The sequence below is a fragment of the Enterovibrio coralii genome (genome assembly GCF_001559595.1).
Lineage (GTDB): Bacteria > Pseudomonadota > Gammaproteobacteria > Enterobacterales > Vibrionaceae > Enterovibrio > Enterovibrio coralii.
This window is the reverse complement of the sequence record NZ_LNTY01000036.1, coordinates 96,105-120,398: the sequence shown is the minus strand read 5'-3', so window position 1 is coordinate 120,398 and position 24,294 is coordinate 96,105. Positions and strand designations below refer to the sequence as shown.

The 24,294-nt window shown below is 48.6% G+C and carries 19 protein-coding genes and 4 pseudogenes; 12 read left to right on the top strand and 11 right to left on the bottom strand.

The window, feature by feature from the left end; translation table 11 throughout:
- Positions 1-31 precede the first annotated feature (31 nt).
- The 3 genes and pseudogenes from ATN88_RS15955 to ATN88_RS15945 all read left to right on the top strand — a co-directional run bounded on the left by ATN88_RS15955 (position 32) and on the right by ATN88_RS15945 (position 3,451).
- On the top strand, positions 32-1,429 hold the full coding sequence (locus ATN88_RS15955; protein ID WP_067418022.1) for a methyl-accepting chemotaxis protein: 1,398 nt from the start codon (positions 32-34) through the stop codon (positions 1,427-1,429).
- A 136-nt stretch (positions 1,430-1,565) separates the two neighbouring features.
- Positions 1,566-2,752, top strand: a pseudogene (locus tag ATN88_RS15950) (class I SAM-dependent methyltransferase).
- A 54-nt stretch (positions 2,753-2,806) separates the two neighbouring features.
- Complete coding sequence (locus ATN88_RS15945) at positions 2,807-3,451, top strand: YccT family protein (RefSeq protein WP_067418017.1); 645 nt, start codon at positions 2,807-2,809, stop codon at positions 3,449-3,451.
- Between the two features lie 35 nt (positions 3,452-3,486).
- Here ATN88_RS15945 and ATN88_RS15940 read toward each other — a convergent pair whose 3' ends face one another.
- The 8 genes and pseudogenes from ATN88_RS15940 to ATN88_RS15915 all read right to left on the bottom strand — a co-directional run bounded on the left by ATN88_RS15940 (position 3,487) and on the right by ATN88_RS15915 (position 10,238).
- Positions 3,487-3,894 carry a glycine zipper 2TM domain-containing protein gene (locus ATN88_RS15940; RefSeq protein WP_067418013.1) on the bottom strand — a complete coding sequence of 136 codons (408 nt, stop codon included), beginning with the start codon at positions 3,892-3,894 and terminating at the stop codon, positions 3,487-3,489.
- Positions 3,895-3,995: 101 nt separating this feature from the next.
- The gene (locus ATN88_RS27530) at positions 3,996-4,340 is read right to left on the bottom strand and encodes an AMP-binding enzyme (protein WP_232313311.1); all 345 of its coding nucleotides are present in this window, start codon (positions 4,338-4,340) and stop codon (positions 3,996-3,998) included.
- Between the two features lie 255 nt (positions 4,341-4,595).
- Positions 4,596-5,788, bottom strand: a pseudogene (locus ATN88_RS15935) (AMP-binding protein); the annotation flags it as partial.
- Positions 5,740-5,868: an acetyl-coenzyme A synthetase N-terminal domain-containing protein gene (locus tag ATN88_RS27525; protein WP_232313305.1), complete on the bottom strand. Its 129-nt coding sequence runs from the start codon at positions 5,866-5,868 to the stop codon at positions 5,740-5,742. The gene ATN88_RS27525 and the pseudogene ATN88_RS15935, both read right to left, overlap by 49 nt.
- A gap of 112 nt (positions 5,869-5,980) precedes the next feature.
- On the bottom strand, positions 5,981-7,432 hold the full coding sequence (locus ATN88_RS15930; RefSeq protein WP_067418009.1) for a bifunctional 2-methylcitrate dehydratase/aconitate hydratase: 1,452 nt from the start codon (positions 7,430-7,432) through the stop codon (positions 5,981-5,983).
- Between the two features lie 22 nt (positions 7,433-7,454).
- Positions 7,455-8,591: a bifunctional 2-methylcitrate synthase/citrate synthase gene (prpC, locus tag ATN88_RS15925; RefSeq protein ID WP_067418004.1), complete on the bottom strand. Its 1,137-nt coding sequence runs from the start codon at positions 8,589-8,591 to the stop codon at positions 7,455-7,457.
- A 109-nt stretch (positions 8,592-8,700) separates the two neighbouring features.
- A complete protein-coding gene (prpB, locus tag ATN88_RS15920) occupies positions 8,701-9,573 on the bottom strand; it encodes a methylisocitrate lyase (protein WP_067417999.1) in 873 nt (290 codons plus the stop codon).
- The gene (locus ATN88_RS15915) at positions 9,570-10,238 is read right to left on the bottom strand and encodes a GntR family transcriptional regulator (protein ID WP_067417995.1); all 669 of its coding nucleotides are present in this window, start codon (positions 10,236-10,238) and stop codon (positions 9,570-9,572) included. Before ATN88_RS15915 ends, prpB begins: the two co-directional genes overlap by 4 nt.
- Positions 10,239-10,644: 406 nt before the next feature.
- Between ATN88_RS15915 and ATN88_RS15910 the strand changes: the two genes are divergently transcribed.
- From ATN88_RS15910 to ATN88_RS15890, 5 genes are all read left to right on the top strand, one after another.
- Entirely contained in the window at positions 10,645-13,803 is a 3,159-nt protein-coding gene (locus ATN88_RS15910) for a chitinase C-terminal domain-containing protein (RefSeq protein ID WP_067417992.1), read from the top strand.
- A 162-nt stretch (positions 13,804-13,965) separates the two neighbouring features.
- A complete protein-coding gene (locus ATN88_RS15905; RefSeq protein WP_067417987.1) occupies positions 13,966-15,792 on the top strand; it encodes an ABC transporter ATP-binding protein in 1,827 nt (608 codons plus the stop codon).
- 103 nt (positions 15,793-15,895) lie between these two features.
- Positions 15,896-16,126 carry a hypothetical protein gene (locus ATN88_RS15900; protein ID WP_067417983.1) on the top strand — a complete coding sequence of 77 codons (231 nt, stop codon included), beginning with the start codon at positions 15,896-15,898 and terminating at the stop codon, positions 16,124-16,126.
- A 209-nt stretch (positions 16,127-16,335) separates the two neighbouring features.
- A complete protein-coding gene (locus tag ATN88_RS15895; protein ID WP_067418068.1) occupies positions 16,336-17,493 on the top strand; it encodes a flavohemoglobin expression-modulating QEGLA motif protein in 1,158 nt (385 codons plus the stop codon).
- 70 nt (positions 17,494-17,563) lie between these two features.
- Positions 17,564-17,821, top strand: coding sequence for a hypothetical protein (locus tag ATN88_RS15890; protein ID WP_067417979.1), 258 nt, complete (start codon positions 17,564-17,566; stop codon positions 17,819-17,821).
- Between the two features lie 12 nt (positions 17,822-17,833).
- Here the strand turns inward: ATN88_RS15890 and ATN88_RS15885 are convergent, their stop codons facing one another.
- The gene (locus ATN88_RS15885) at positions 17,834-18,916 is read right to left on the bottom strand and encodes an endonuclease/exonuclease/phosphatase family protein (RefSeq protein ID WP_232313303.1); all 1,083 of its coding nucleotides are present in this window, start codon (positions 18,914-18,916) and stop codon (positions 17,834-17,836) included.
- Positions 18,917-18,967: 51 nt separating this feature from the next.
- Positions 18,968-19,467, bottom strand: a pseudogene (locus ATN88_RS15880) (hypothetical protein).
- A 275-nt stretch (positions 19,468-19,742) separates the two neighbouring features.
- Here ATN88_RS15880 and mobB point away from each other — a divergent pair.
- The 4 genes and pseudogenes from mobB (at position 19,743) to ATN88_RS15860 (ending at position 23,834) form a co-directional block, all read left to right on the top strand.
- A pseudogene (gene mobB / locus ATN88_RS15875) lies at positions 19,743-20,317 on the top strand (molybdopterin-guanine dinucleotide biosynthesis protein B).
- A gap of 188 nt (positions 20,318-20,505) precedes the next feature.
- Positions 20,506-20,961, top strand: a complete 456-nt coding sequence (locus tag ATN88_RS15870) for a methylglyoxal synthase (protein WP_067417976.1) — start codon at positions 20,506-20,508, stop codon at positions 20,959-20,961.
- A gap of 312 nt (positions 20,962-21,273) precedes the next feature.
- Positions 21,274-23,022, top strand: coding sequence for a nitrate- and nitrite sensing domain-containing protein (locus tag ATN88_RS15865; RefSeq protein WP_067417973.1), 1,749 nt, complete (start codon positions 21,274-21,276; stop codon positions 23,020-23,022).
- Positions 22,998-23,834 carry a methyl-accepting chemotaxis protein gene (locus tag ATN88_RS15860; protein WP_067417971.1) on the top strand — a complete coding sequence of 279 codons (837 nt, stop codon included), beginning with the start codon at positions 22,998-23,000 and terminating at the stop codon, positions 23,832-23,834. Before ATN88_RS15865 ends, ATN88_RS15860 begins: the two co-directional genes overlap by 25 nt.
- Here ATN88_RS15860 and ATN88_RS15855 read toward each other — a convergent pair.
- Entirely contained in the window at positions 23,831-24,127 is a 297-nt protein-coding gene (locus tag ATN88_RS15855) for a helix-turn-helix domain-containing protein (RefSeq protein WP_067417968.1), read from the bottom strand. The genes ATN88_RS15860 and ATN88_RS15855 overlap by 4 nt on opposite strands.
- Between the last annotated feature and the right edge of the window lie 167 nt (positions 24,128-24,294).

The window sequence follows — 24,294 nt, the reverse complement described above, 5'->3', positions numbered from 1 at the left end:
TGATTGCGCACTCGATAAGGATCTAATCAAGATGAAAGAAACGCCGTTCCGCTGGGTAGACCAATACCTCATCCGACTGAGCCTCAAACAAAAATTCTATCTCCTTTATGTACTCTTTTTTGCTTTAACTGTCGCAACTAGTGCCATTTTCTACTCCGCATCAAACGCGCAGCTTAATGACGCGCAAGAAAAACATAGTGCAGCTTTGAACACCTTGCTGTCTCACTATGATATTAATGCTAACGAAGCTTCTCAGTTGCTCGCTCACTCAGGCGTGAACATCGAACACCAACGTCGTTCTTGGGAAACCGATACAACTACCGTTTCCGCGAACGTTGAATCTGATTTTTGGTCTTTCATCGACGTGTCTTCATGGGGGCTTCTTGCACTGCTAGCTCTGCTAAGCACCATGGCTCTTCATTACGTATCAAGCTTCATTGGTGGTGCTATGTACACCATGAACTATGCGTTGCAGCGTATGCTAGATGGCGATTTGACCAGCCGCATGAACTTCTTCCCTGTTCGAGACGAATTCAGCATCATCGCGAACACCGTCGACAACATCGCGAACCGTGAACACAGCTTGGTGAAAGCCATTAAAAATGCGGCATCACTGATGGAGCAGTTGTCTGCTGACCTAAGTTCACGCGTGAAAGACAGCGAAAGCTTGTCAGCTGATCAGCGTACTTACTTAGATTCTCTCGCCAGTGCTACAGAGGAAATGGCGGGCTCGATTCGTGACGTCGCAACCCACGCAGAAGACACCTCTGGTGAAATCATGGCTGCGGGTGATGCTTCTAAACAGAGCCGCAATCAAGTGAATCAGACACTCCAAGCGATTCAAGCATTGAGCACCGAGATTGAAGCGGCGGCACAGGCTGTATCCTCTCTTGAGCAGAATTCCAATGAAATCGGCAGCATGGTTGCCACCATTAGTGCCATTTCTGAACAAACGAACCTGCTGGCACTGAATGCCGCAATTGAAGCCGCACGCGCGGGTGAGCAAGGCCGTGGCTTTGCAGTGGTTGCAGATGAAGTGCGAACGCTTGCGGGCCGCACTCAGCAAGCTACCGTAGAAATCCAACGCATGATTCAAGACCTTGGAAACAACACCGGACATTTGCGCGGTGTGATGCAAGGCACCGTTGATAACGCGGCAGCGAGTGAATCGCTGATGCAAAACATTGATGCTGAAATTGCGTCAATCTCGGAGCGTAGCATTCGAATCACTGACCGAAGCACTGAAATCGCAACCGCTGCAACACAGCAAGGTAGTGTTGCAAGCACGATTTCTTCTGACGTAGAGCACGTTCGTCAACAAGCATGGCAAGTAGCAGAGCTTATCCGCCACACGTCAGATAGCGTGGTTGATCTTCAGAAGCAGTCACGCAGTTTGACGTCTTTAGTGGATGGTCTTCGCACAGAATAAGGCTTTTAGCCAAGAAAAAGCGGCTGCCCTGTGGCAGCCGTTTGCATTATTGGTGCTGTTCTCAGACAATACGGCACCTTTTGTTGGCTTTTGGCATTGTTGCTCAAAGTCAGAGATATGAATTTAGGAATAACCAATGAATCCTTCTGTTTATTTGGTCAAGGGCCGCGAAAAGTCGCTGCGCCGTCGTCATCCATGGGTTTTCTCCCGCGGCATTCAACGTGTAGAAGGTAAACCTTCACTGGGTCAAACCGTTGACGTTTATGACCATCAAGGCCAATGGTTGGCGCGTGGTGCGTTTTCTCCTAATTCACAAATTCGTGTGCGTGTTTGGACGTTCGAACAAGAAGAAATCAACGTAGACTTCTTCAAAAAACGTCTGCAGCAAGCACAAGGTCTGCGCGACATTCTTGCGGCACGTGATGGCTTGACGGGCTATCGTCTGATTGCTGCAGAATCTGATGGACTTCCTGGTATCACCATCGACCGTTATGAAAACTTCCTCGTTTGTCAGCTATTAAGTGCAGGCGCAGAAGCACAAAAAGATAACCTGGTTGAAGCACTGGTTGCTCAATACCCAGAATGCAGCATCTACGAGCGTTCAGACGTGTCTGTACGTAAGAAAGAAGGCCTGAAGGAGCGCACTGGTGTTCTGCATGGCGACATGCCACCAGCCTCTGTTATTATTGAAGAAAACGGCGTGAAAATCAGCGTCGATATTACTGGCGGCCACAAAACTGGCTTCTACCTTGACCAGCGTGACAGCGTGAAGCGGCGGTGAAGTATGTGAACGGTAAGCGCGTGCTGAACTGTTTCTGTTACACCGGTGGCTTTGGTTTGTACTCGCTGAAAGGCAACGCCGCTGAAGTTATCAACGTAGACGTGTCGCAACCTGCGCTAGACATTGCTAAATCCAATGCAGAGATGAACGGCTTTGACACCTCTAAAGCGCAGTTCGTGAACGCTGATGTATTCAAGCTGCTGCGCGAATACCGCGACAGCGGTGAACTGTTTGACGTAGTTATCATGGACCCACCAAAGTTTGCAGAGTCTAAATCTCAACTTACAGGTGCATGTCGTGGCTACAAAGACATCAACATGCTCGCTATGCAGATCCTGAAGCCAGGCGGCATGCTGCTAACCTATTCTTGCTCTGGTTTGATGGACAACTCACTGTTCCAGAAAATCATTGCTGACGCAGCACTGGATGCGCATCGTGATGTTCAGTTTATCGAGCGTTTCGAGCAAGCTGCTGACCACCCTCTAGACAGTGCTTACCCAGAAGGTTTCTACCTGAAAGGCTTCGCCTGCTACGTAAAATAAAAACCGTCTGCCCAGTTCAGCTGGGCAGCTTTCCATATAAGTTAAGGGATTAAGATGAGAAGAAAGCTGTTTCTCGCTTCCGTTTTTTCTGCCGTACTGCCATTGGCTGCGCATGCTGACGTAACACTTCACTTGGACAGAGGCGTTGAGCTTCTTGCATACAACGGACAAGAGTATCAATCCAAAGTATTCGGTGACGACGCGAAAATTACCCTTGAGAATGGCACGCAACAATTGGCGTTTCGTTCGGTCGCGAGCTTTGAAAAAGGCAAAGAAGTGTCTTTCCAAAAATCTGATGTCATCGTGGTGAAATTCGATGCTTCTGATGAAGATGTTTACTTCGACCTGCCTGCGTTCAAAAGCAAGCGTGAAGCCATGGCGTTTAACAAAAACCCAAGCTTCGAGATTGTTGACGGTGACCAGAATCCGATTGCCTTTGAACAAGGTAAACTGATCAAAAAAGGTTTCCAACTGAGTCGTGATTATTTGGCTGAGCTTCAACGCTACAACGAAACCGACCAGCCTGGTTCACTGCAAGTTGTGGCTATCTACGAGCCAAAACACGAATCTCGCTCAAGCACCGTTGTCGTTAACGAAAGCACAGTCACGAACGAAATCGAGTACCAGCTTCACTACTGGTATGGAAAAGCTGACGCAGCAACCAAGGAAAAATTCAAATCCTTCGTAAACGCGCAGTAAAAGAAAAGCCGCTTCTCTGAAGCGGCTTTTTGTTATCAAACACTGTCTTTGTTTTCTTCGAGTTCTTTAAGTTGCTGTTCTAACTCCAGTAAGCGTATTTCCGCTTCCAGTTCAGCAACCCGCTTTTCAGCATCAGACCGTGTATCTTGTTGGATTGCGTCAGCAGTGATCTGCGTTTTCTCTTTCGAGCGCGCATCTTCCAAGTCTTTCATTGAACCAGCGACACCACCAGCTACGCCACCCGCAACGGCACCTTTCACGGCAAGTTCAGGCTCGCCCAACAACAGTCCCATGGTTCCGCCAAGCAATGCTCCACCAACCGCACCACGGTTTCTGGACGCATTGTCATTTTCAACATCGAACTCTGGTGATGCACAACCCGCAAGCGTGATGGCAAAAACCGAAGCAAGCAAAGCGCGAGAGGTTTTCTTTGATAAACCCATAACACACCCCAAACAGTAAATTTAAGCAATGCTCAAATTATCCAAGCGTTGGTGAGTGACCGCTAATTAGTGCTGCTTACCTCCGTCATAATCGGTACTTATTAGACAAGGGCTTTACTAATGTCTTCCAAGCTAGCCGGATCATCAATCGTAGAGGGCACGGTGTAGCTTTCGCCATCAGCAATTTGGCGAATGATTCTACGCAAAATTTTACCTGACCGCGTTTTTGGTAGCCTGTCGACAATCACCGCTTTATGGAAGCATGCGACAGGACCAATCTCATCCCTGACCTTTTGAATGAGTGCTTTTTCGAGATCTCCATCCGTAGAGAAATACCCATCTTTTAACACCACTAACCCGAGAGGCACCTGCCCTTTGAGTTCGTCGTAAGCTCCAATCACGGCACACTCAGCAACCGCTTCGTGTCCACCCAATATCTCTTCCATTTCTCCCGTGGAGAGACGGTGACCCGATACATTGATAACGTCGTCGATACGCCCCATCACAAACAAAAAGCCGTCTTCATCAATGTATCCACCATCACCAGACACGTAATAGCCCGGAAATTGCTGCAAGTAGCCAGAATCAAAACGGTCGTGATTACGCCACACTGTTGCTAAGCAGCTTGGCGGCATCGGCAGTTTTACAGCAATAAAGCCTTGCTCATTGGCACCGCATGGCTGGCCTGATTCGTTGAGGATTTGCACATCAAAACCCGGCGTTGGTTTAGTGGCTGAACCGGGTTTGGTGACGAAACTTTCTAGACCAATCGGATTGGTCGCAATCGCCCAACCCGTTTCCGTTTGCCACCAGTGATCGACCACAGGTTTGCCCGTATGTAACTCAACCCATTCTAGTGTCGGCGGATCAAGTCTCTCACCCGCCATAAAAATGGTTCTGAGCTTTTCCATTGGGTAGTTGAGAATCGCTTTCCCTTCGGGGTCTTCCTTTTTAATGGCTCTAAAAGCCGTAGGTGCGGAGAAGAGCACTGACACACCGTACTCATTACACACGCGCCAAAACGCGCCCGGATCTGGCGTACGAACTGGCTTTCCTTCAAACAAAATCGTCGTACAGCGTGAATGAGTGGTGCGTAAACAATGTAGGAATGCCCAACAACCCAACCGACATCTGATGCCGCCCAATACACCTCTCCGGGTTTTACGTTGTAAACCGTCGACATGCTGTATTTCATTGCCACAGCGTGGCCGCCATTATCACGCACAACGCCTTTTGGCTTGCCCGTAGTACCAGAGGTATAAAGGATATAAAGCGGGTCGGTGGCGTTTACTGGAACGCAGTCATGAGGTATTGCTTTCTCAAACAGCGTCGCCCAGTCGGCATCGCGCTCTTGGTCAAGCACCGCTTCTGCTTCCGGCCTTTGGCACACCACAACGTGTTCTGGCTTCCAACGACTGTCCATGATGGCCTTATCCACCATAGGCTTGTAAGGAATAACTTTTGCCACTTCAATGCCGCAAGTAGCCGTCAGTAAAACTTTTGGCTCCGCATCTTCAATTCTCACCGCCAGTTCATTGGGCGCGAAGCCACCGAACACGACCGAGTGAATCGCACCAAGTCTTGCACACGCCAACATCGCTATCGCCGCTTGTGGAATCATTGGCATGTAGATAATGACGCGGTCGCCTTTCTCCACACCAAGCCCTGCTAACATGCCCGCACATTTGGCCACTTGGTCTCGCAATACGCGGTAACTGTATTGTGCTTTTTTCCCAGTAACAGGAGAGTCGTAGATCAGTGCGGTCTGATCTCCACGCCCATTGTCGACGTGATAGTCGAGGGCTAAATAGGCCGTATTTAACTCGCCATCTGGATACCAACGTTCTATGCCGTTCTCTCTTTTTGCAATGCGACTTTCGGTGGGGTGTACCAATCGATGTGCTTGGCGTTTTCCAACCAGAAAGCGGCTGGATCAGAAACTGAACGCTGAAAAGCGTCTTGATAGGACGACATTGCCTTGCTCCTTGCCGTGCTTTACACGGTGTCGTTCGCTGAACCCTGTATCTTCAGATTGTTTGGGTGGGAGAACCACTCTGGCGATGTCCACACCGCCAGAGTCCCTGCATCAGTTAATCGAAAACATCTCCATAAAGGTGTTTACGGGTGTTTTCATAAGCGCATCTTGATCGCTACATAGCGCAAAAATCTTGTCTGCCTGTGCCGCGGGGAAACGCGTCAACAGATTGCGTTTGAACTTCGCTTCCAACACTGGAATGCCTTCTTCTCTGCGGCGGCGGTGTCCGATTGGGTATTCAATTTCCACTTTGTCCGTGGAAGACCCGTCTTTAAAGAACACTTGGATCGCATTAGCAATTGAGCGTTTATCCGCATCCAAATACTCTTCGGTATAGCGGGCATCTTCACTAATCACCATCTTGTCACGAAGGGCGTCAATTCGCGGGTCATTGCGGTGAAAATCATCTTCATAGTGCTCCGCAACGAGATCGCCGTAGATCAGAGGGATCGCAATCATGTACTGCAAGCAGTGGTCGCGATCGGCAGGGTTCGCCAAGTCACCGACTTTTGAGATGATGCGAATCGCTGATTCATGGGTGGTGATTTCGATGCGATCAATATCATCCAATTGCTCGCTGACGTGTGGATGCAGTGCCACAGCACATTCCACGGCGGTCTGAGCATGGAATTCGGCAGGGAAGGAAATCTTAAACAGAACATTCTCCATCACGTACGAGTCAAACGGCTGATTCACCTTAAAGCTTTCGCCCTTGAACAATACATCGTAGAAACCCCACTTATCGGCCGTCAGCACAGAAGGCAGCCCCATCTCCCCTTTCATGGTGATCATGGCAAGACGAACAGCGCGAGACGTTGCATCACCCGCCGCCCAAGATTTTCTTGACCCTGCATTGGGTGCATGGCGGTAAGTACGCAACGCGCAGCCATCTACCCAAGCTTGCGACAAGGCATCAATCACTTGATCGCGCGTACCACCAAGCATGCGAGTCACCACACCCGTCGATGCAACCCGCACCAAAAGCACATGGTCCAATCCAACGCGGTTGTAGCTGTTTTCCAATGCCAACACACCCTGAATTTCATGCGCTTTGATCATGGCGGTGAGCACGGCTTCCATCGTTAACGCCGGCTTCCCTTCGCTAAGCGCCAAGCGGCTTAGGTAATCTGCGGTCGCCAAAATACCGCCGAGGTTGTCAGAAGGATGTCCCCACTCTGCTGCCAGCCACGTATCATTGAAGTCCAGCCAACGGATCATGCAACCAATATTAAATGCCGCGGTAATGGGGTCTAACTCGTGGGATGTTCCCGGTACACGTGCGCCATTTCGCACTGTTGTACCGGGTACCAATGGCCCCATGTGTTTGGTGCACTCAGGAAAACGAAGTGCCAACAGACCGCAACCTAGGGTGTCCATCAGACAGTTGCGAGCAGTGTTGTATGCTTCTGCGGAGGTGATGTCTTTTTCGCATACATAGTCTGCAATGGTTTGAAGCAATTCATCCGGTGCGGGTCGCTGGTTAAAATCAACGTTCTGTGACATGTTAAATCCTTCCCTGAGTTAATTAGTTTCGTTTCTCAATCGGCAGCCAGTTTTGGTGGTCTGGTCCTGTGTAGTCGGCACTTGGTCGAATAATTCGGTTGTTCTCACGCTGTTCAAACACATGCGCGCACCACCCTGTTACACGGCTCATCACAAATATCGGGGTGAACAATTTGGTCGGAATACCGATGAAGTGATACGCAGAGGCATGATAGAAATCGGCATTTGGAAACAAGTCTTTCTCTCGCTTCATCACCTGTTCAACACGCTCAGAAACGGCATAGAGGGTTTTCTCCTCATCGGTTTCTGCAAGCTCTTTGGACCATGCTTTGATCAGCACATTTCGAGGATCAGATTCGCGATATATGGCATGCCCAAAGCCCATGACTTTTTCTTTTTCAGCCAGCATTTGCATCAAGGTGGATTCGGCTTCATCTGGCGATGTCCAGTTTTCGATCATGGCCATAGCGGCTTCATTCGCCCCACCGTGCAGAGGGCCTCGTAACGTACCAATGGCGGCGGTCACGCATGAATGGAGATCTGAGAGTGTCGATGCACAAACTCGGGCGGCAAATGTCGAGGCATTAAACTCATGCTCTGCGTAAAGCACGAGCGAGCAATGCATAACGCGGGTGTGAAGATCCGACGGCTTATGGTCAAACAACATATCGAGGAAATATCCGCCAATGCTGTCTTCCTCGCTAGAGGCTGTATTGATACGAACACCGTCATGAGAGAATCGGTACCAGTAACAAATGATGGCGGGGAGATGTGCCAGTAAGGTATCGGTTTTGTCCGACTGCTCAGAAAAATCCAGTTCCGTATCAAGGTTTCCTAGCATGGAACAACCCGTGCGCATCACGTCCATGGGGTGTGCATCTGCAGGAATGTTTTCAAGAACGGCGCAGAGAGAGGTCGGCAAACCGCGTTTTTCCATCAAGCGTTTTTTGTAAGCATCAAGTTCAGATTGCGTGGGGAGCTTGCCCTTTAAGAGTAAATAGGCCACCTCTTCAAACTCCGCGTGATTCGCCAAGTCCGTAATGTCATAGCCTCGATATGTCAGTCCTGTCCCCGTTTTGCCTACGGTACACAACGCGGTACTGCCTGCGCTTTGACCTCGCAACCCTTCTCCACCAAGCGGTTTATTTTTGTCTGGCATGGTTCGCTCCTCCTTATTGATGACTTACATCTCTCTAATGACGCTTCCTTTCTCTTTCTTCTGTGATTGCTTTGTATTGCTGGTGACCGTGGCTCTACTAGCTCACCATCTAATTATTTTCATTGAACAGCTTGTCGAGCTTTTGCTCGTACTCGTGATAGCCCAAGTAGTGGTAGAGCTCTTCACGGGTCTGCATAGTTGCGACGACGTTTCGTTGATGACCGTCGACTTTGACTTGTTGATAAACATTCAGTGCCGCTTGGTTCATGGCTCTGAACGCCGATAATGGATAAAGGACTAGTGAAACACCTACCTCGCCAAGTTCGGGCACGGAGAACAGCGGTGTTTGCCCAAACTCAGTGATGTTTGCCAGTACCGGCACATTGACCGCATCAGTAAACTGTTTGTATTGCTCAAGCGTATTCATCGCTTCGGGGAAAATCATGTCAGCCCCCGCCTCCACACAGGCAATTGCCCGCTCAATGGCCGACGCCATGCCTTCAACGGCCAAGGCATCGGTCCGCGCCATGATGACGAAGTTTGAATCTTGTTTGGCATCGACGGCAGCTTTCACCCTGTCCACCATTTCGCTTTGGCTCACGATGGCTTTGTTCGGACGATGTCCACAGCGCTTTTGAGCCACTTGGTCTTCTATATGCACTGCCGCAACACCCGCGCGTTCCATTTCCTTCACTGTGCGCGCAATGTTGAACGCCCCGCCAAAACCGGTATCAATGTCCACCAACAGCGGTAAACTTGAGGCCGCGGTAATGCGTCTTGCGTCTTCAAGTACGTCGTTCATCGACGTCATACCCAAATCCGGCATACCAAAAGATGCATTCGCAACGCCGCCACCCGACAAGTAAATGGCTTGGTGCCCGACTTGCTCTGCCATCATTGCGGTATACGCATTGATGGTGCCCATCACTTGTAAGGGCTTGTGCGCCTCAACAGCTTGTCGAAATTTCTTCCCTGCACTCATGACGCTTTCTCCCTAAAGTCCCTCAGCCTTTCGGCTGCCAGTTGTCCGCTCCGGCGAATATGACGACGCATCAACATTTCCGCCAATTCCGCATCCCTGTCTTCCAACGCTGTCAGTATTTGAAAGTGCTCGTTCAATGCTCTTTCCGGACGCGCTTGCGTTCTTGTCGCTTGCTTTCTGTACATGCGCACTAAGTGATACAGCTCGTCACAAAGCAGTGCGATTAACTTGCTGTTTCTGCTGGCTTGAATGATGCGATAGTGAAAATCGAAATCGCCTTGCTGATGGAAATAAGACGCGCCGTCGACTTCATCGATGTGTTGTTGATGACGAATCAACAACGCGCGCAGCCCGTCCAATTCTCTTTCTGTGATGTGCGCGCATGCTTGACGAATTGCCATGCCTTCTAACGCTTCTCGCACAGCGTAAATTTCAGAAAGTTGAGCTTCACTGATAGTGACAACACGCGCACCGACGTGAGGCACACGCTCTATCAATCCCATTGCTTCCAAGCGCATCATGGCTTCTCGAAGCGGACCACGACTGACATTGAGTTCACGAGATAATTCGGGCTCCGAAATTTTACTGCCCGATGGGAATTTTCCAGAAACAATGGCTTCAATCAGCCACTCGGTCATTCCTTCTGACTTGGTCACATCCTTCAACGCAAAAATCCTCTAGCCATCACTACATTTTGTTAACCACTCTCGCAAATACTTTCTTATTGTCGACAATGTGGTCACCAATGAATAATTTATAGCCGAATAATTGGGTTTTATCTAATTTATTGTCAACAATCTGACTTAGACATTAGTCTACATACCGTTAACATTCAGTGCGTACTTGTCGCACAAATTGTTATGTCGTATGGGAAATTTGCGCAGTTGAAACTGTGAATCGCTACCAGAATGAACAAGATTTAGCAGGTCGTTACCGATTACAGATCTAACTCTGACGAAATCTGCAATGTTTCCTCGAAAGAACTCATCTACTTTATTTATTGCGCAATTTAAGTTGCGCTAATTACATATAAATCAATATTTAAAAATACTTTTTCTCGAGGGATTTACAATGGATGTTTCACGCTCAAGCAAAGGGTTCACGCTGTCGGCTGTCGCCGTCGCGTGTATGTTTGCTTTCAACGCGCAGGCAGCAACCGATTGTTCGACCATCGAACAATGGTCTGCCGACAAAGCCTATGGTGGCGGCTCTAAAGTTCAACATGAGAACAACGTCTACACCGCAAACTGGTGGACGATGGGCAACAACCCATCAACCTCTTCTGGTGATTACAAAGAGTGGAAGTTGGTCGACCAATGCGAAGGTGGTCCGATTGACCCACCACCAAACGAAGCACCAACGGTTTCTCTGGACTCACCATCATCGACCGATACCATTACAGATGGTGACGTTGTCACGTTAACCGCAACAGCTGCAGATGTTGATGGTACCGTGGCTAGCGTTGAGTTCTTCGTTGATGGCGTGTCTGTTGGCGTTGATACCACCTCCCCTTACTCTGCGACATGGACAGCAGCAGAAGGTAATTACACCCTTTCTTCAAAAGCAACCGACGATAAAGGTGCGGTAACAGAAAGTGCGGCCGTTAGCGTAACCGTTCAAGCAGGCAACATCTTACCCGGCAATGAGCCACCTACGGTTTCGGTAACCGCATCACCACTCTCAGTTGATCAAGGCGCAACGGTCACCTTGACGGCAAACGCCTCGGATACCGACGGCACCATTGCGAAAGTCGACTTCTATGCAGCAGGTCAACGTGTTGGCTCTGCGACATCTGCTCCTTTCACTTTTGACTGGGTCGCGAATACTGCCGGTAATGTTTCTGTTTACGCGAAAGCCACTGACAACGACGGCGCATCAACCGATTCTGCGCTTGTCACTGTCAACGTAACTGGATTGCCAACAGTGTCCAACTGTCGTCCAGAGGGGCTTTACCAAACAACGGGCGTAAACGTTCCTTACTGTACGATTTATGACGCGGATGGACGTGAGAAGATGGGTGCCGATCACCCTCGCCGTATCATTGGTTACTTCACTAGCTGGCGTTCGGGCGATGACCCGCAAGCGGCATACTTGGTGAAAGACATCCCTTGGGAACAATTAACCCATATTAACTATGCGTTTGTGAGCATCGGTGCTGACGGCAAAGTCAACATTGGTGATGTTAACGACCCAACGAACGTAGCAGTGAACAAAGAATGGCCTGGCGTTGAAGTTGATCCGGCATTGGGCTTCAAAGGTCACTTTGGTGCGCTCGCAACGTACAAAGAAAAACATGACGTTAAGACGCTGATTTCTATCGGTGGCTGGGCAGAAACCGGTGGTCATTTCGCAGCAGATGGTACACGTGTTGCTGACGGTGGTTTCTACACCATGACGACCAATGCTGACGGTTCAATCAACCATGCTGGTATCCAGAAGTTTGCAGACTCTGCGGTTGAAATGATGCGCCAGTACAAGTTCGATGGTTTGGATATCGACTACGAATACCCAACCTCAATGGCGGGTGCGGGTAACCCAGACGATAAAGACTTCATGGAACCTCGCCGTGCTTACTTGTGGGCTTCTTACCAAGAGCTGATGAAAGTACTGCGTGAAAAAGTTGACCGTGCTTCTGAGCAAGATGGCATTCACTACATGCTGACTATTGCTGCACCGTCTTCAGGCTACCTGCTGCGTGGTATGGAAACGTTCGACGTAACTAAATACCTCGATTACGTAAACATCATGTCTTACGACTTGCACGGTGCATGGAATGACCACGTTGGCCATAACGCTGCACTGTTTGATACAGGTCTGGATTCAGAGCTGGCAGCTTGGAATGTTTACGGCACCAGCCAATATGGTGGTATCGGCTACCTGAATACTGACTGGGCATACCACTACTTCCGCGGTTCAATGCCAGCAGGTCGCATTAACATCGGTGTTCCTTACTACACCCGTGGTTGGCAAGGCGTGACCGGCGGTGACAATGGTCTGTGGGGTAAAGCAGCACTGCCTAACCAATCCGAGTGTGCACCTGGCACAGGTGAAGGTGAGAAGAACAACTGTGGTAACGGTGCTCTGGGTATCGACAACATGTGGCATGACAAGAACGCCCGTGGTGAAGAAATGGGCGCAGGCTCTAACCCAATGTGGCACGCGAAGAACCTTGAGAAAGGTATCTACGGTACTTACACCGCAGCGTACAACCTAGACCCAGCAACGGATCCTACCGATGTACTGACTGGCACCTATGAGCGTAACTATGACGCAGTCGCTGTTGCTCCTTGGCTGTGGAATGCAGATAAGGGCGTGTTCCTGTCGACTGAAGATGTTGCGTCTGTGTCTGTGAAGTCTGATTACGTCATTGACAAAGGTATCGGCGGCATCATGTTCTGGGAACTGGCGGGTGACTATAACTGTTACGTCTTTGACGCGAACGGTAACCGCACCAGCACCATTGATGAAACCGAAAATGCCTGTGCAACCGGCAACGGTGAGTTCCACATGGGTAACAGTATGACGAAAGCGATCTACGACAAGTTCGCAGCCGCTACGCCATACGGCAACAAGTTGTCTGAAACGGCTATGCCAACGGAAGCAGTAGATATTGCAGTCTCTGTAGGCGGTTTCAAAGTGGGCGATCAGAACTACCCAATCAACCCGAAAATCACCTTTACAAACAACACTGGTACCGACCTGCCAGGCGGTACTGAGTTCCAGTTTGATATTCCAACGTCAGCACCTGACAACGCGAAAGATCAATCTGGTGGTGGCTTGAGCGTGATTGCGTCTGGTCATACGAAAGCGAACAACATTGGTGGTCTCGAAGGCACTATGCACCGCGTATCCTTCTCGCTACCAGGTTGGAAGTCACTGCCTGCTGGCGCGACCTATGAGCTGGATATGGTTTACTACCTGCCAATCTCTGGTCCTGCTAACTACACGGTTAACATCAACGGCGTCGAGTATGCGTTTGCGTTCGAATACAGTGATCTGCCTCTAGCAGACCTGAGCAGTGGCGGCAACGGTGGCGGTGGTGACCCAGGTACGTGTGACACGACTGGCCTCGCGGTTTACCCAGACCTTCCTCAGAAAGACTGGGCAGGTAACCCAAGCCACGCGAACACTGGTGATAAAGTGGTACACGAAGGCTCTATCTACCAAGCAAACTGGTGGACAGCGTCTGTACCAGGTAGCGATGGCAGCTGGACCAAAGTGTGTGGCTAACAACCGCTAAATCAATGCGTTAAATTATCATCAAACCGGCCTTTTGGGCCGGTTTTTCTTTTCTAATTGCTTCATAAACGCCCTGTTATTTTGTGCTTGAGGGCGTATGATATGACCTCTTAATGACCACTTTTCCCTACACACTTTCGAGACCGACTCTGCATGATTTACAGACTCTTCGAGCGGATCACATTGGCATTCCCGCAAGCAGACCCTGCTCAGCCGCCAAATTCACTGCTGGCTTTTTGTCGCCATTACACTAAAGGCTTCGAAAAACCGCTGATTCTTATGTCGTTGTTAACGGCCATGATCGCCGTTGCAGAAGTCACGCTGTTTGGCTTTTTAGGTCAGCTCGTTGATTGGCTTTCCAGCCAAGAGAAAAGCACCTTTCTAGCAAATGAAGGCCACACCCTTTTCTGGATGGGTGCGCTGATACTCGGTATGCCTTTGCTTGTTTCGCTGCACTCGCTTGTGCTTCACCAGTCACTTCTGGGTAACTACCCGATGTCGATCCGCTGGTTGGCACACCGTTACCTACTCAAGCAAAGCATTGGCTTCTATCAGAATGATTTTGCTGGACGCATAGCAACAAAAGTCATGCAAACTGCACTCTCAGTGCGGGAAACAGTGATGAAACTGTTGGATGTGGCCGTTTATATCTCGGTGTACTTCTTCAGCATGCTGTTTGTGGTCGGTCAAGCCGACATCCGCTTGATGCTTCCGCTGCTGGTTTGGTTGCTTGCGTACATAGGTATTCAGATTTACTTCGTGCCAAAACTAAAAGCGGTTTCTACGGAGCAAGCCGATGCGCGTTCACTGATGACTGGGCGTATCGTCGACAGTTACACCAACATCGCGACAGTAAAACTGTTCTCACACACAGAGCGTGAAACTGCCTATGCAGAAGAAGGCATGGAAAGCTTCATGGATACTGTGTACCGACAAATGCGTTTGGCGACAGGTTTCAACATCGCCGTTGAGATCATCAACTACGCCCTTGTATTTGCCATCAGTGCGATCTCAATTTGGTTGTGGCTGGACGCCAAAATCACCATAGGTGCAATTGCAATAGCTGTCAGTCTTGCTCTGCGGATTAATGGCATGTCCAAATGGATCATGTGGGAGATAGGCTCACTGTTTGAGAACATCGGTACCGTCGTTGACGGTATGGGGACGCTGTCTAAACCCGTCGAGGTGACAGACAAAACAAACGCACCAATGCTTGATGTACCAAAAGGTGAAATTGCCTTTAACGACGTCACCTTCCATTACGGTGAAAGCAAAGGCGTCATCGAGAAGCTCAACCTTCGCATCAAGCCCGGCGAAAAAGTGGGTTTGGTCGGACGCTCTGGTGCGGGCAAATCAACCATGGTGAACTTGCTGATGCGTTTTCACGATGTTGAAGGTGGCGAAATTCGCATAGACGGACAAAACATTTCCGAAGTTACTCAAGACTCGCTCCGTGCCAATATAGGTATGGTGACGCAAGATACCTCGCTCCTTCACCGCTCGATTCGCGAGAACATCCTCTACGGCAGACCAGATGCCACAGAGGAGGAAATGCTGGACGCGAGTAAAAAAGCACAAGCGCACGACTTTATCGAAACGCTCAATGACCCACATGGGAATCATGGTTACGATTCTCAAGTCGGTGAACGTGGTGTGAAGCTGTCAGGAGGTCAACGCCAGCGTGTGGCAATCACGCGTGTGCTACTAAAAGATGCGCCAATTTTGATCCTTGATGAAGCGACATCGGCACTCGATTCAGAAGTCGAAGCTGCGATTCAGGAAAGCCTGTACCAACTGATGGAAGGCAAAACTGTTATCGCCATTGCACACCGACTGTCCACTATCGCAGCCATGGACCGTTTGATTGTCTTGGACAAAGGTGAGATAGCCGAAGAAGGCACACACCAAGAGCTAATTGCTAGCGGAGGCATCTACGCCCAGCTCTGGCAGCATCAAACCGGCGGGTTTATTGGAGATTGAATCTGATATTTAAGGGTGCGTTTCGCACCCTTAGTTTTGTCGCAGAGTTGAGAATTCTCTCCTACCCTTAGCGAAAGACCATCGTTAAATTGAGGAAGACACCATGCGACTCACCCTACTCGCTGTTACCGTTTTAACGCTCTCAGCTTGCTCCGATTACGACCCCATCCCTGTAAGCCAGTGCAACAAAGTGGTCAGCCATGCGCAAAAAGTCCTTGGGGCGCTAGCACCCGCTGCCAATGAGTTGATGAGCCAATGTAAAGCCGCTTCTGACAGCGAGCGTGGTTGCGTGCTTGCATCAACAAAGAAAGGCCAATTAGCTCAGTGCCTTTAAGCCACAGCACCTAAATCAGCCCTACTAGTAAAAAGCCAGCGTAGTGATGTCGCTGGCTAATATTCTCCTCAAAGTCTCCGATTATTCCCCGACAAATCAAAGCACTTATTTTTGTTGTGGGAATCACAAAACCAAAGCATACTCAGAACGTTGTTGTACCCAAGGATGTGACAAGATGGCTTGTCGGGGTGCGATTGAGGGATGTGATTTTGAGTACAGGATGTTTGGCTTTTCCCCCACGCACAGATCTTCGCTACGCAGCGAAATTGGATGATGCGCTATTCTCACTGGTTAATGGCATTGAAATTCTCTCCGCGGTTAGCCCTCTTAATTACAAAGAACAAAAGGCGAATTTTTTTGACCGCCACTATTCGTTTGAGCCCACTTTCACCTACAAAGAATCTGTAGCCAACGCCTTTCAACTCAAACGACAACTATTCAACCTCCCTGTAGAAAAAGTGGAAGATCCCGATCTTCAAACCATCTACGAGGATGTCATCGTTTCTTACGCTGATAAGGTCGATCAGCTTCAAACCATTGGCAGTAATGAGTTTCTATATAACTCACTACGCTACTTTGGCGAGCCGAGTGAGAAGGATATTCGTAACGCCACGTTTATTCTTCACCTTCCAGACACAGATGATGAAGACAGTGCCTTTGTCGACGCGACTGGCATCCAACAGATGATGGAAGCCTTCGCCAAAAAAGAAGGCTATGACTACCAGTTAATCATTGATGACAACATGATCGCCAATGCGCTGGTATCCGGCACGTCAGTAAAAATCAACTCATCCGCGATCGTGCCCTTGGTCGAAGCGAACGCCCTCGCGCATCACGAACTTGGCGTTCACCTAGTCACCACGTTAAATGCTCGCGCTCAACCACTAAAAATCCTATCTCTGGGTTGTCCTGTTAACACCATGACCCAAGAAGGCATGGCAATCCTCAGTGAATACCTTGCGGGTCATCTGACGATTAAACGTCTCAAGATATTGGCACTGAGGGTATTAGCCGTTGAGTCGATGATTAAAGACAAGTCATTCCGCACCACCTTCATGATGCTAAAAGAACAGTACGGCGTGGAGCGAAACCTTGCTTTCACCATTACCGCACGCGTTTACCGAGGTGGCGGTTTCACCAAAGATTACCTCTATCTCAAAGGCTTTCATGAAGTGCTAAATGCCTACGAGCAAGAAGAAGGTTTCTTGAATTTGCTGTGTGGAAAGACCGCGCTGATGCACTTGCCACAAATCAACCGATTGGTAGAAAAAGGCATTTTCATTCCACCGCAGAAAATCACGCCTTCTTTCAACGCACCACAAGACAATGACGAGATCCGTCGATTTATCACGCATGCCATCAAGTGAGGCGCTAACGCGCTATCACTTTTCATCGCCTATCCCATATACTGGCTCCGATATTTTTCAGGAGCCGTATATGCAGCGTTCAACCCTTATTGGTCTTAAGATTGGTCTTCTTGCCTTACTAGCCTTCATTGCTGCCATTGGCATGAGCGTAAACGCGCCTGCATCGCAATGGCTAAAGGAAGCGTTTCTGGGGCTGAGTTTCGGATTTGGCTTTGGATTGGGACTGCCTGATGCAGCGGCTTATGGCGCAGCAACTCTCATCTTCGTTGCGGTGTTCTTTGCTGGGTATTTCATCGGGAAAACAGCCACCAAAAAGCTTGATGGCTAAACTAAACCACGCTTAGTTCAACGTCACATCTAGCCATACTAGGCGATGATCTGACGGCGCATCGAATGACAATCGGCCTCGGCTGTCCGTGATCAAACTGTGCAAAGGCTCTTGGCGACTTGGCCAGAAAACACCTTGATTCAGTATGTTAAAGTCTGTTGATGGCAACACATAATCGAGTCGTAAACCTCGGTTATGTGTGGCAAGGGCTTTATTTTCGCCTTCTCCATGCGAAAGGTACTCCACTGCCCCGTTGCTGCAAGGTCGAACCGATTTTTCTGTTCTTTCATGATTGAGCAAAGACGCTATGGCTTCTTTGTCACCATCACCGTTTACGCTGTCAGCATTAAGATCGCCCATTATGACAAACGGCATATCCTCGGTAACACCACCAGCTTTTCCTTCATCGTCAACCAAGTAAGCTTCGTTGCTGATGATAGCCTCTAGCAACTTCAATTCATCAGCGTTACGTCGATAGTTGCGCTTCTCTGGTCCATCAAAAACAGGTGGCGTTGGGTGGCAAGCGACCAGTGTGACAACGTGTCCGTGGATATCAATGGGAAGTGCAATATGGTTCTTAGACGACACTCTCCGATGTTCTAAAACGTCATCAGAGTAATAGCCTTTGGGGATTGCATTGTTTGGTAAGTCTTTCCAAAGAAAGTGCTGCCACGTTTTGACCTCATCCACCAGCAGAGGAAATCGGCTCAAAACAACAAAACCGTATTGTCCGTGCCATCTTCCAAACCCCTGCGCTTTTTCTGGTGATTGAGAGGCATCATCTGAGGAAAAAACGGGTAAACCTGTATTGGTAGGCGGAAGATAGCGGTGAGGATAATACACAGGGTCCTGACCAAACTGCCCCACTTCTAAATATCTTTCGCAAAACAGTGCCAACGAGCCATCATCCCCGCCTTTGCCAGGATGGTCGAACTCGCATAACAGCAGAACATCAGGACGACACGACTGGATGGTGGCCGCGAGTTTTTGAATTCTCTTACTATTGCTTTCTAGTTCACTGCGTATCTGTCCCGGCACATCAGCGGACAAAGAGACATTAAAGGTTGCGAAGTGAATAGGTGTGTTTTTTGTCATGATAAGAACTGCGTGAGAGACCCAACGCCCATGGTAACTCACGCGTTCACATTAAGAACAGCTTTGCCGATTCAAAAGCTTAGACAGTGCATCTCGAATATACTTGGCGTCGGCTTCTGCTCGGTGAGGCGCAGGGCCAAGTGCATCCAATGCTGAAATGAAGTCTGACTTTTGAACACCTTCGATGCGTTGAAGCCAATGACCTACTTCTGTCAACGTAAAGGTTGGTCTCATGTGTGCGGCTTTGTACAAACGTCCCAGCCAGAACAAATCCCACTGACTGTCACAAATAACATCATCATAAAAACACAAGGTGCTGTTAAGATGCGTACACACATCAAACACTGACATACCGTTTGAGATGATTTCACCTCGCTCAAACCGTGAATTTCGTTCTCGGCGTATTCATCCCAGTATTGCCAATTTTCAGAGGAAGATTCGGGGTTGATTAGCAAGCTCACGCTTGACCCATCAGGAAGACTGTAACCAACTTCAATCGGATATGAAGCTTCAGTGAGGCCTGAAGCTTCAAAATCGAGTGTAACCCACATATTATCGCTCCGTGATAATCAGGTGTATCTGCATTAATCGAGTCTGCTTCTAGCCAACTCATGCTCACAATCGCTTATCCATAAGAACTTTGTGTGCATGGAATACTTGCCCAGCCAGGCCCGTATTGGTGTGTATTTTAGAGAACAACGATTAACTAAGACTAACTGTAGTGCCTCTTTGCCATCGTGCACGTCTTAATCTTGTACGCGCACTGATTTATTTTGGACCTTATCACTTTTTAGAATGACACATTTCATTTAGGGCAACGAAGATTATGGAATCCAACAAGTTAACTCCGGTTATCGGCTTTGCCGGATTCAGTGGCTCAGGGAAAACCACGCTACTAGAACAAGTTATCCCGCATTTGAAGAACCAAGGCCTTCGTATTGGCGTGTTAAAACATAGCATCACACCATAGAACCAGATCCACCGAAAAAGGACAGCTACCGTCTCCGCTATGCGGGCAGTGATCAACTTTTGCTGGCAACCGCCAAACGCCACATGTTGTTTTTTGAGTACCACGACGCCGAAGAAAGAGAGCCCGAACTGAAAGAGTGCTTGGCACAACTGGACCACTCACGCCTCGACCTCGTGATTGTTGAAGGATTCCGCGACGCGACGCTGACAAAAATTGAAGTGCACCGTCCAAGCTATGGAAAATCCCTTCTGCACATCGAGGATGAAAACATCATCGCCATTGCGTGCGACGAGACATTTGAGTCTGGCGGCAAACGACGTGATGTAGAAGTGTTAGATCTGAACCAACCAGAGTACGTCGCCCACTTCATCCTCAATTGGCTTGAAAGTGGCAATAAAGAACAAAAATACCTCGCTTACTCGGATAATTAGTGCTTTCTGTCACGAGTATCAGCTATCCATGGGTGATTAACGAAAACAGACATGTCACAATCGATGCATATGCGTCACGGTATGAATAGCAGATCCCTGTCGGGAATTTAGTCCTAAGTTGTCGCAGATAGCCGCTCACTTCCTTCAGAATGTGCTTTCTGTTTTCTCTATAAATAAAGAAGTTAAGAATGAAGTCCACCACTCGAAAAGTAGATTCACGCAAACAAATCGCCCTTGTTGCTCACGACCACTGTAAGTCTGAGCTCGTTCGTTGGGTGAAAGAAAACAAGGAAGCTCTGGCTCAACATTCACTTTTTGCTACCGGCACAACGGGAAGTCTACTGAGTAAAGAAACCGGACTGACAATTACCTCTTTGATGAGCGGTCCAATGGGCGGCGACCAACAACTCGGCGCAATGATCTGCGAGAAGAAAATTGATGTTCTGATCTTCTTCTGGGATCCATTAAGTGCAGTACCTCATGACCCAGATGTAAAAGCCCTGCTTCGTATCGCAGCAGTTTGGAACATCCCAGTCGCCATTAACCGTGCATCTGCTGGCTACCTCATAACGTCGCCAAATATGTCGCAAGAAGTTGAGATTGAAGTGCCAGATTACGACGCATATCTGGCTGAGCGCATTTAATCTAACGACGATTACTGCAGGTTAGACGCGCGAGATGTTGATTAATAACGTTAATTTGGCATCTACAAGCAACAATATCCATATCAAATAACGCCCTAGCTTGGGCGTTTGTTTTTCCTTTTTTCGCCGTTTTACGTCTCTCATCAACCCCAACGTTGAGCCATCAGTTCTTAATAAATACCTGACACGATCAACTTCACATTCCCTGTGCTATTTTTTATTAGTAAGTAGACACTTGTCTCGATAAATCAATAGCAATCAGTACGTCGTTTCGCAGTTTGTTTTTTGCTGCGGTGAGATTTAGGGAATGTTATGGCTAACTTCAGTAAACGTTTCATCACCCAACTTAGTGTGAAAGCCAAAATTGGTATTGTTGTCTCTTTGCTTGTGGTCGCTATCTCGTACCTCATCGCTGCGGCGGTACTTCAGCACATCTCATCTATTCGTGGACACGAGCGAGAGCTCAGTGGCCTGCAGCTTATTTGGCCTGTCTATGAGCTAATCACCCCTATTCAACAAGTGCGCGGCAATACCAATCGTTATCTCAATGGCGATGAAAGCGTGCTTCCCGACATTCGAAATGCGCAGCGTAACGTTGACGAAAAGCTATCCGCCCTGTTTTCACTCGCAAACTCCAGCGACATCAAAAGCAATGTCGACATCATCAATGAAGTCAACATTGTTCGCGTCCAATGGGAAAACCTAAAAAGCACAGAGTTTGTTGGCACACCAGACGAAGTCTTCCAACGCTACACGGACGCCATTCAGAACCTGCGCCAACTCTTAACTAGCCTTTCAGACAAGTCGGGGTTGTCGTTTGATTCTGAAGCCACCAGTGCCTACCTCATTAATTTATCAACCAATTTCGCGCTACAACAACAAGAGCTCATCGGTATTACTCGCGGTAAAGGCTCTGGCATTTTAGCCAAATTAGAATCTGGCGAAGAGGTCTCTAACAAGCAGTTAAATAGTCTGACAAAAGTGGCCGCTGGGATTGGTATGTCAGAAGTATCGTATCAACTCAAACAGGTATTTCTCGCCGACCAACGCATGGACCAAGCCCTTCGAAGTTATGCCACTGAGGCGCAAAGCTCTATTCAATTGTTCTCCCGAGAAATGCTGTCGTTTCTTTCTAGCGGGCAAACTGAATTGTCTTCTGACCAAATTTGGGATGATGGCACCGAAGCCATTTCAAGAGTACGCGCATTGGTTGCCGAATCTCTCCCTTGGGTAAAAACCATCATTGAAGAGCGTATTGAACGACAGTACAACCAGTTTTATTGGCTATTGCTGACGTCCTCTATTGCCGTCATTGTTGCTCTGTCGTTCGCTGTTTGGATTCTTGGCGATCTGAAAACCAAGTATGAAGAAGAGCGCGAACTCGCCATTCGTCTAACCCAAATCAAGCAAGCGCTAGACAACGTAAAAACCAGCGTCATGATGGCGGATAACGACCACAACATTGTTTACGTGAACAATGCTGCATCTCACCTCTTTAAACGTCGTGCGCAAATCTTGGCTGATGAAATAGAGAACTTTGAGGCAAAGGCATTAGTCGGCTCATCCCTGACTATGTTCAAGACATCTACCTTCTTACAGAAACTTGCGCTCAATGAAATGACCCATTCACACGTCGAGGAACTTGAACTCGGCAATCTAAATTTCATCATCACTGTGGTGCCTGTATTAAACGAGGCCAAAGAGCGCATAGGTACGGTTGTCGAGTGGCAAGACAAAACCAACCAGAAAGTCTCTGAGCGCGAAATCAAAGCCATGATTGATCAGGCCAAAGGTGGTCAGTTGACGTCTCGCATCCGCACGGAGGAAAAAGAAGGATTCTTCCTCTATGTTGCTGATGGTCTTAATGAGTTGATGGACGTGCTGCATAACGCTTTGTCTGAAACGGTAAACGTATTCGACGCACTTTCTCACGGCAAACTCGATGTCGAAATTGAGGGAGAGTACGAGGCACATTCGCCAAACTGCAATCAGACGCCAATGATACGATCAGAAAACTCGATCAGGTCGTTGTCGATATGCGCCAGTCGGCTTCCGGTGTGACCACAGGTGCGGAAGAAATAGCCGCAGCAAACCAAGATTTAAGTAAGCGCACCGAAGAACAATCTTCAAGCTTGGAAGAGACAGCGGCAAGCATGGAGCAGATGACAAAAACGCTCTCTGACAGCTCAAACTCTGCAACCCGCGCCTGTGAACTGGCGCAGAGCGCGGATGAGAAAGCGAAAGAAGGCGGAAAAGTCGTCTCTTCTGCAGTTAAAGCCATGGAAGACATCAACCAATCCAGCCGCAAGATTTCAGAAATCATCAGCGTTATTGATGTGCTCGCCTTCCAGACCAACCTTCTCGCACTGAACGCCTCAGTCGAGGCAGCACGCGCCGGCGATCAAGGACGCGGGTTTGCAGTGGTTGCAGGTGAAGTCCGCTCGTTGGCACAACGCTGTGCCACGGCGGCAAAAGAAATCAAAGTGTTGATTGAAGATAGTGTCGCTAAAGTGGAAATGGGCTCTGAGCTGATTAACCGCTCTGGCGATACACTGGGTGACATTCAAAAGGCCGTCAGCGATGTGAATGACATCATCTTCATCCTCTCTGAAAACGCAAGTGAACAAGCACTTGGCATTCAACAGGTCAACAAAGCCGTAAACCAGATGGATGTGATGACGCAGCAAAACGCCACCATGGTTGAGCAAACTGCCACGGCGAGTGCCACCATGGCATCTCAATCAAAATACATGTTGTCGCTGCTGTCTTTCTTTTCAACAAAAGACGTAACGCCAAGATCGCCTTTAGGGCTGGTCAGTCATCCTGAGCCACCAAAGAAGGTTGAGCCAAATAACGATTGGGACGATTTCTAAGGCGTTTCGACGGGGTAGTTCAACGTTTCTTTGATGGAAGAGAGATTTTTCTTCACCCAGGATTTGTTGATCGCGCCCCAACTCGAAATTTCGTAGCCACCATTTTTGTTGGCTCCGACAAAATGCACGTCGACATCCAACTCTCCGAGCGCATCAATGGTGTCTTGCGCGGTGCGCCTTGGCATACCCGTTTCTTTCATAATGGCCGGCACGGTATTGAAGCCTTGCTCAATCAAATACGCGACGAGCAGTCGACGATAGAAGCTGGTTTTTGTTTTACTAGGCAATGACAAACGTTTCCCTCCTGTTTGTTTTTATTCAGTGTAACGCTAATAGTTTCAACAGGAAGACATCATAGAAAGATTGGTGCCGATGCTCACAGAAGTCCACATTGAGCCATATCATGAATCCCTAAAATTTAATTCCCTATCTCAGCATTGAAACGCAATCAAACCACCAC

Excerpts from the sequence above, each read along its gene's own strand:
- ATN88_RS15870 (WP_067417976.1), top strand. The coding sequence starts at position 20,506 with ATGAAGTCCACCACTCGAAAAGTAGATTCACGCAAACAAATCGCCCTT.
- ATN88_RS15930 (WP_067418009.1), bottom strand. The coding sequence starts at position 7,432 with ATGTCACAGAACGTTGATTTTAACCAGCGACCCGCACCGGATGAATTG.
- ATN88_RS15955 (WP_067418022.1), top strand. The coding sequence starts at position 32 with ATGAAAGAAACGCCGTTCCGCTGGGTAGACCAATACCTCATCCGACTG.
- ATN88_RS15900 (WP_067417983.1), top strand. The coding sequence starts at position 15,896 with ATGCGACTCACCCTACTCGCTGTTACCGTTTTAACGCTCTCAGCTTGC.
- ATN88_RS15890 (WP_067417979.1), top strand. The coding sequence starts at position 17,564 with ATGCAGCGTTCAACCCTTATTGGTCTTAAGATTGGTCTTCTTGCCTTA.
- prpB (WP_067417999.1), bottom strand. The coding sequence starts at position 9,573 with ATGAGTGCAGGGAAGAAATTTCGACAAGCTGTTGAGGCGCACAAGCCC.
- ATN88_RS15945 (WP_067418017.1), top strand. The coding sequence starts at position 2,807 with ATGAGAAGAAAGCTGTTTCTCGCTTCCGTTTTTTCTGCCGTACTGCCA.
- ATN88_RS15905 (WP_067417987.1), top strand. The coding sequence starts at position 13,966 with ATGATTTACAGACTCTTCGAGCGGATCACATTGGCATTCCCGCAAGCA.
- ATN88_RS27530 (WP_232313311.1), bottom strand. The coding sequence starts at position 4,340 with ATGGAAGAGATATTGGGTGGACACGAAGCGGTTGCTGAGTGTGCCGTG.
- ATN88_RS15885 (WP_232313303.1), bottom strand. The coding sequence starts at position 18,916 with ATGACAAAAAACACACCTATTCACTTCGCAACCTTTAATGTCTCTTTG.
- ATN88_RS15940 (WP_067418013.1), bottom strand. The coding sequence starts at position 3,894 with ATGGGTTTATCAAAGAAAACCTCTCGCGCTTTGCTTGCTTCGGTTTTT.
- ATN88_RS27525 (WP_232313305.1), bottom strand. The coding sequence starts at position 5,868 with ATGTCGTCCTATCAAGACGCTTTTCAGCGTTCAGTTTCTGATCCAGCC.
- ATN88_RS15910 (WP_067417992.1), top strand. The coding sequence starts at position 10,645 with ATGGATGTTTCACGCTCAAGCAAAGGGTTCACGCTGTCGGCTGTCGCC.
- ATN88_RS15865 (WP_067417973.1), top strand. The coding sequence starts at position 21,274 with ATGGCTAACTTCAGTAAACGTTTCATCACCCAACTTAGTGTGAAAGCC.
- ATN88_RS15860 (WP_067417971.1), top strand. The coding sequence starts at position 22,998 with ATGCGCCAGTCGGCTTCCGGTGTGACCACAGGTGCGGAAGAAATAGCC.
- prpC (WP_067418004.1), bottom strand. The coding sequence starts at position 8,591 with ATGCCAGACAAAAATAAACCGCTTGGTGGAGAAGGGTTGCGAGGTCAA.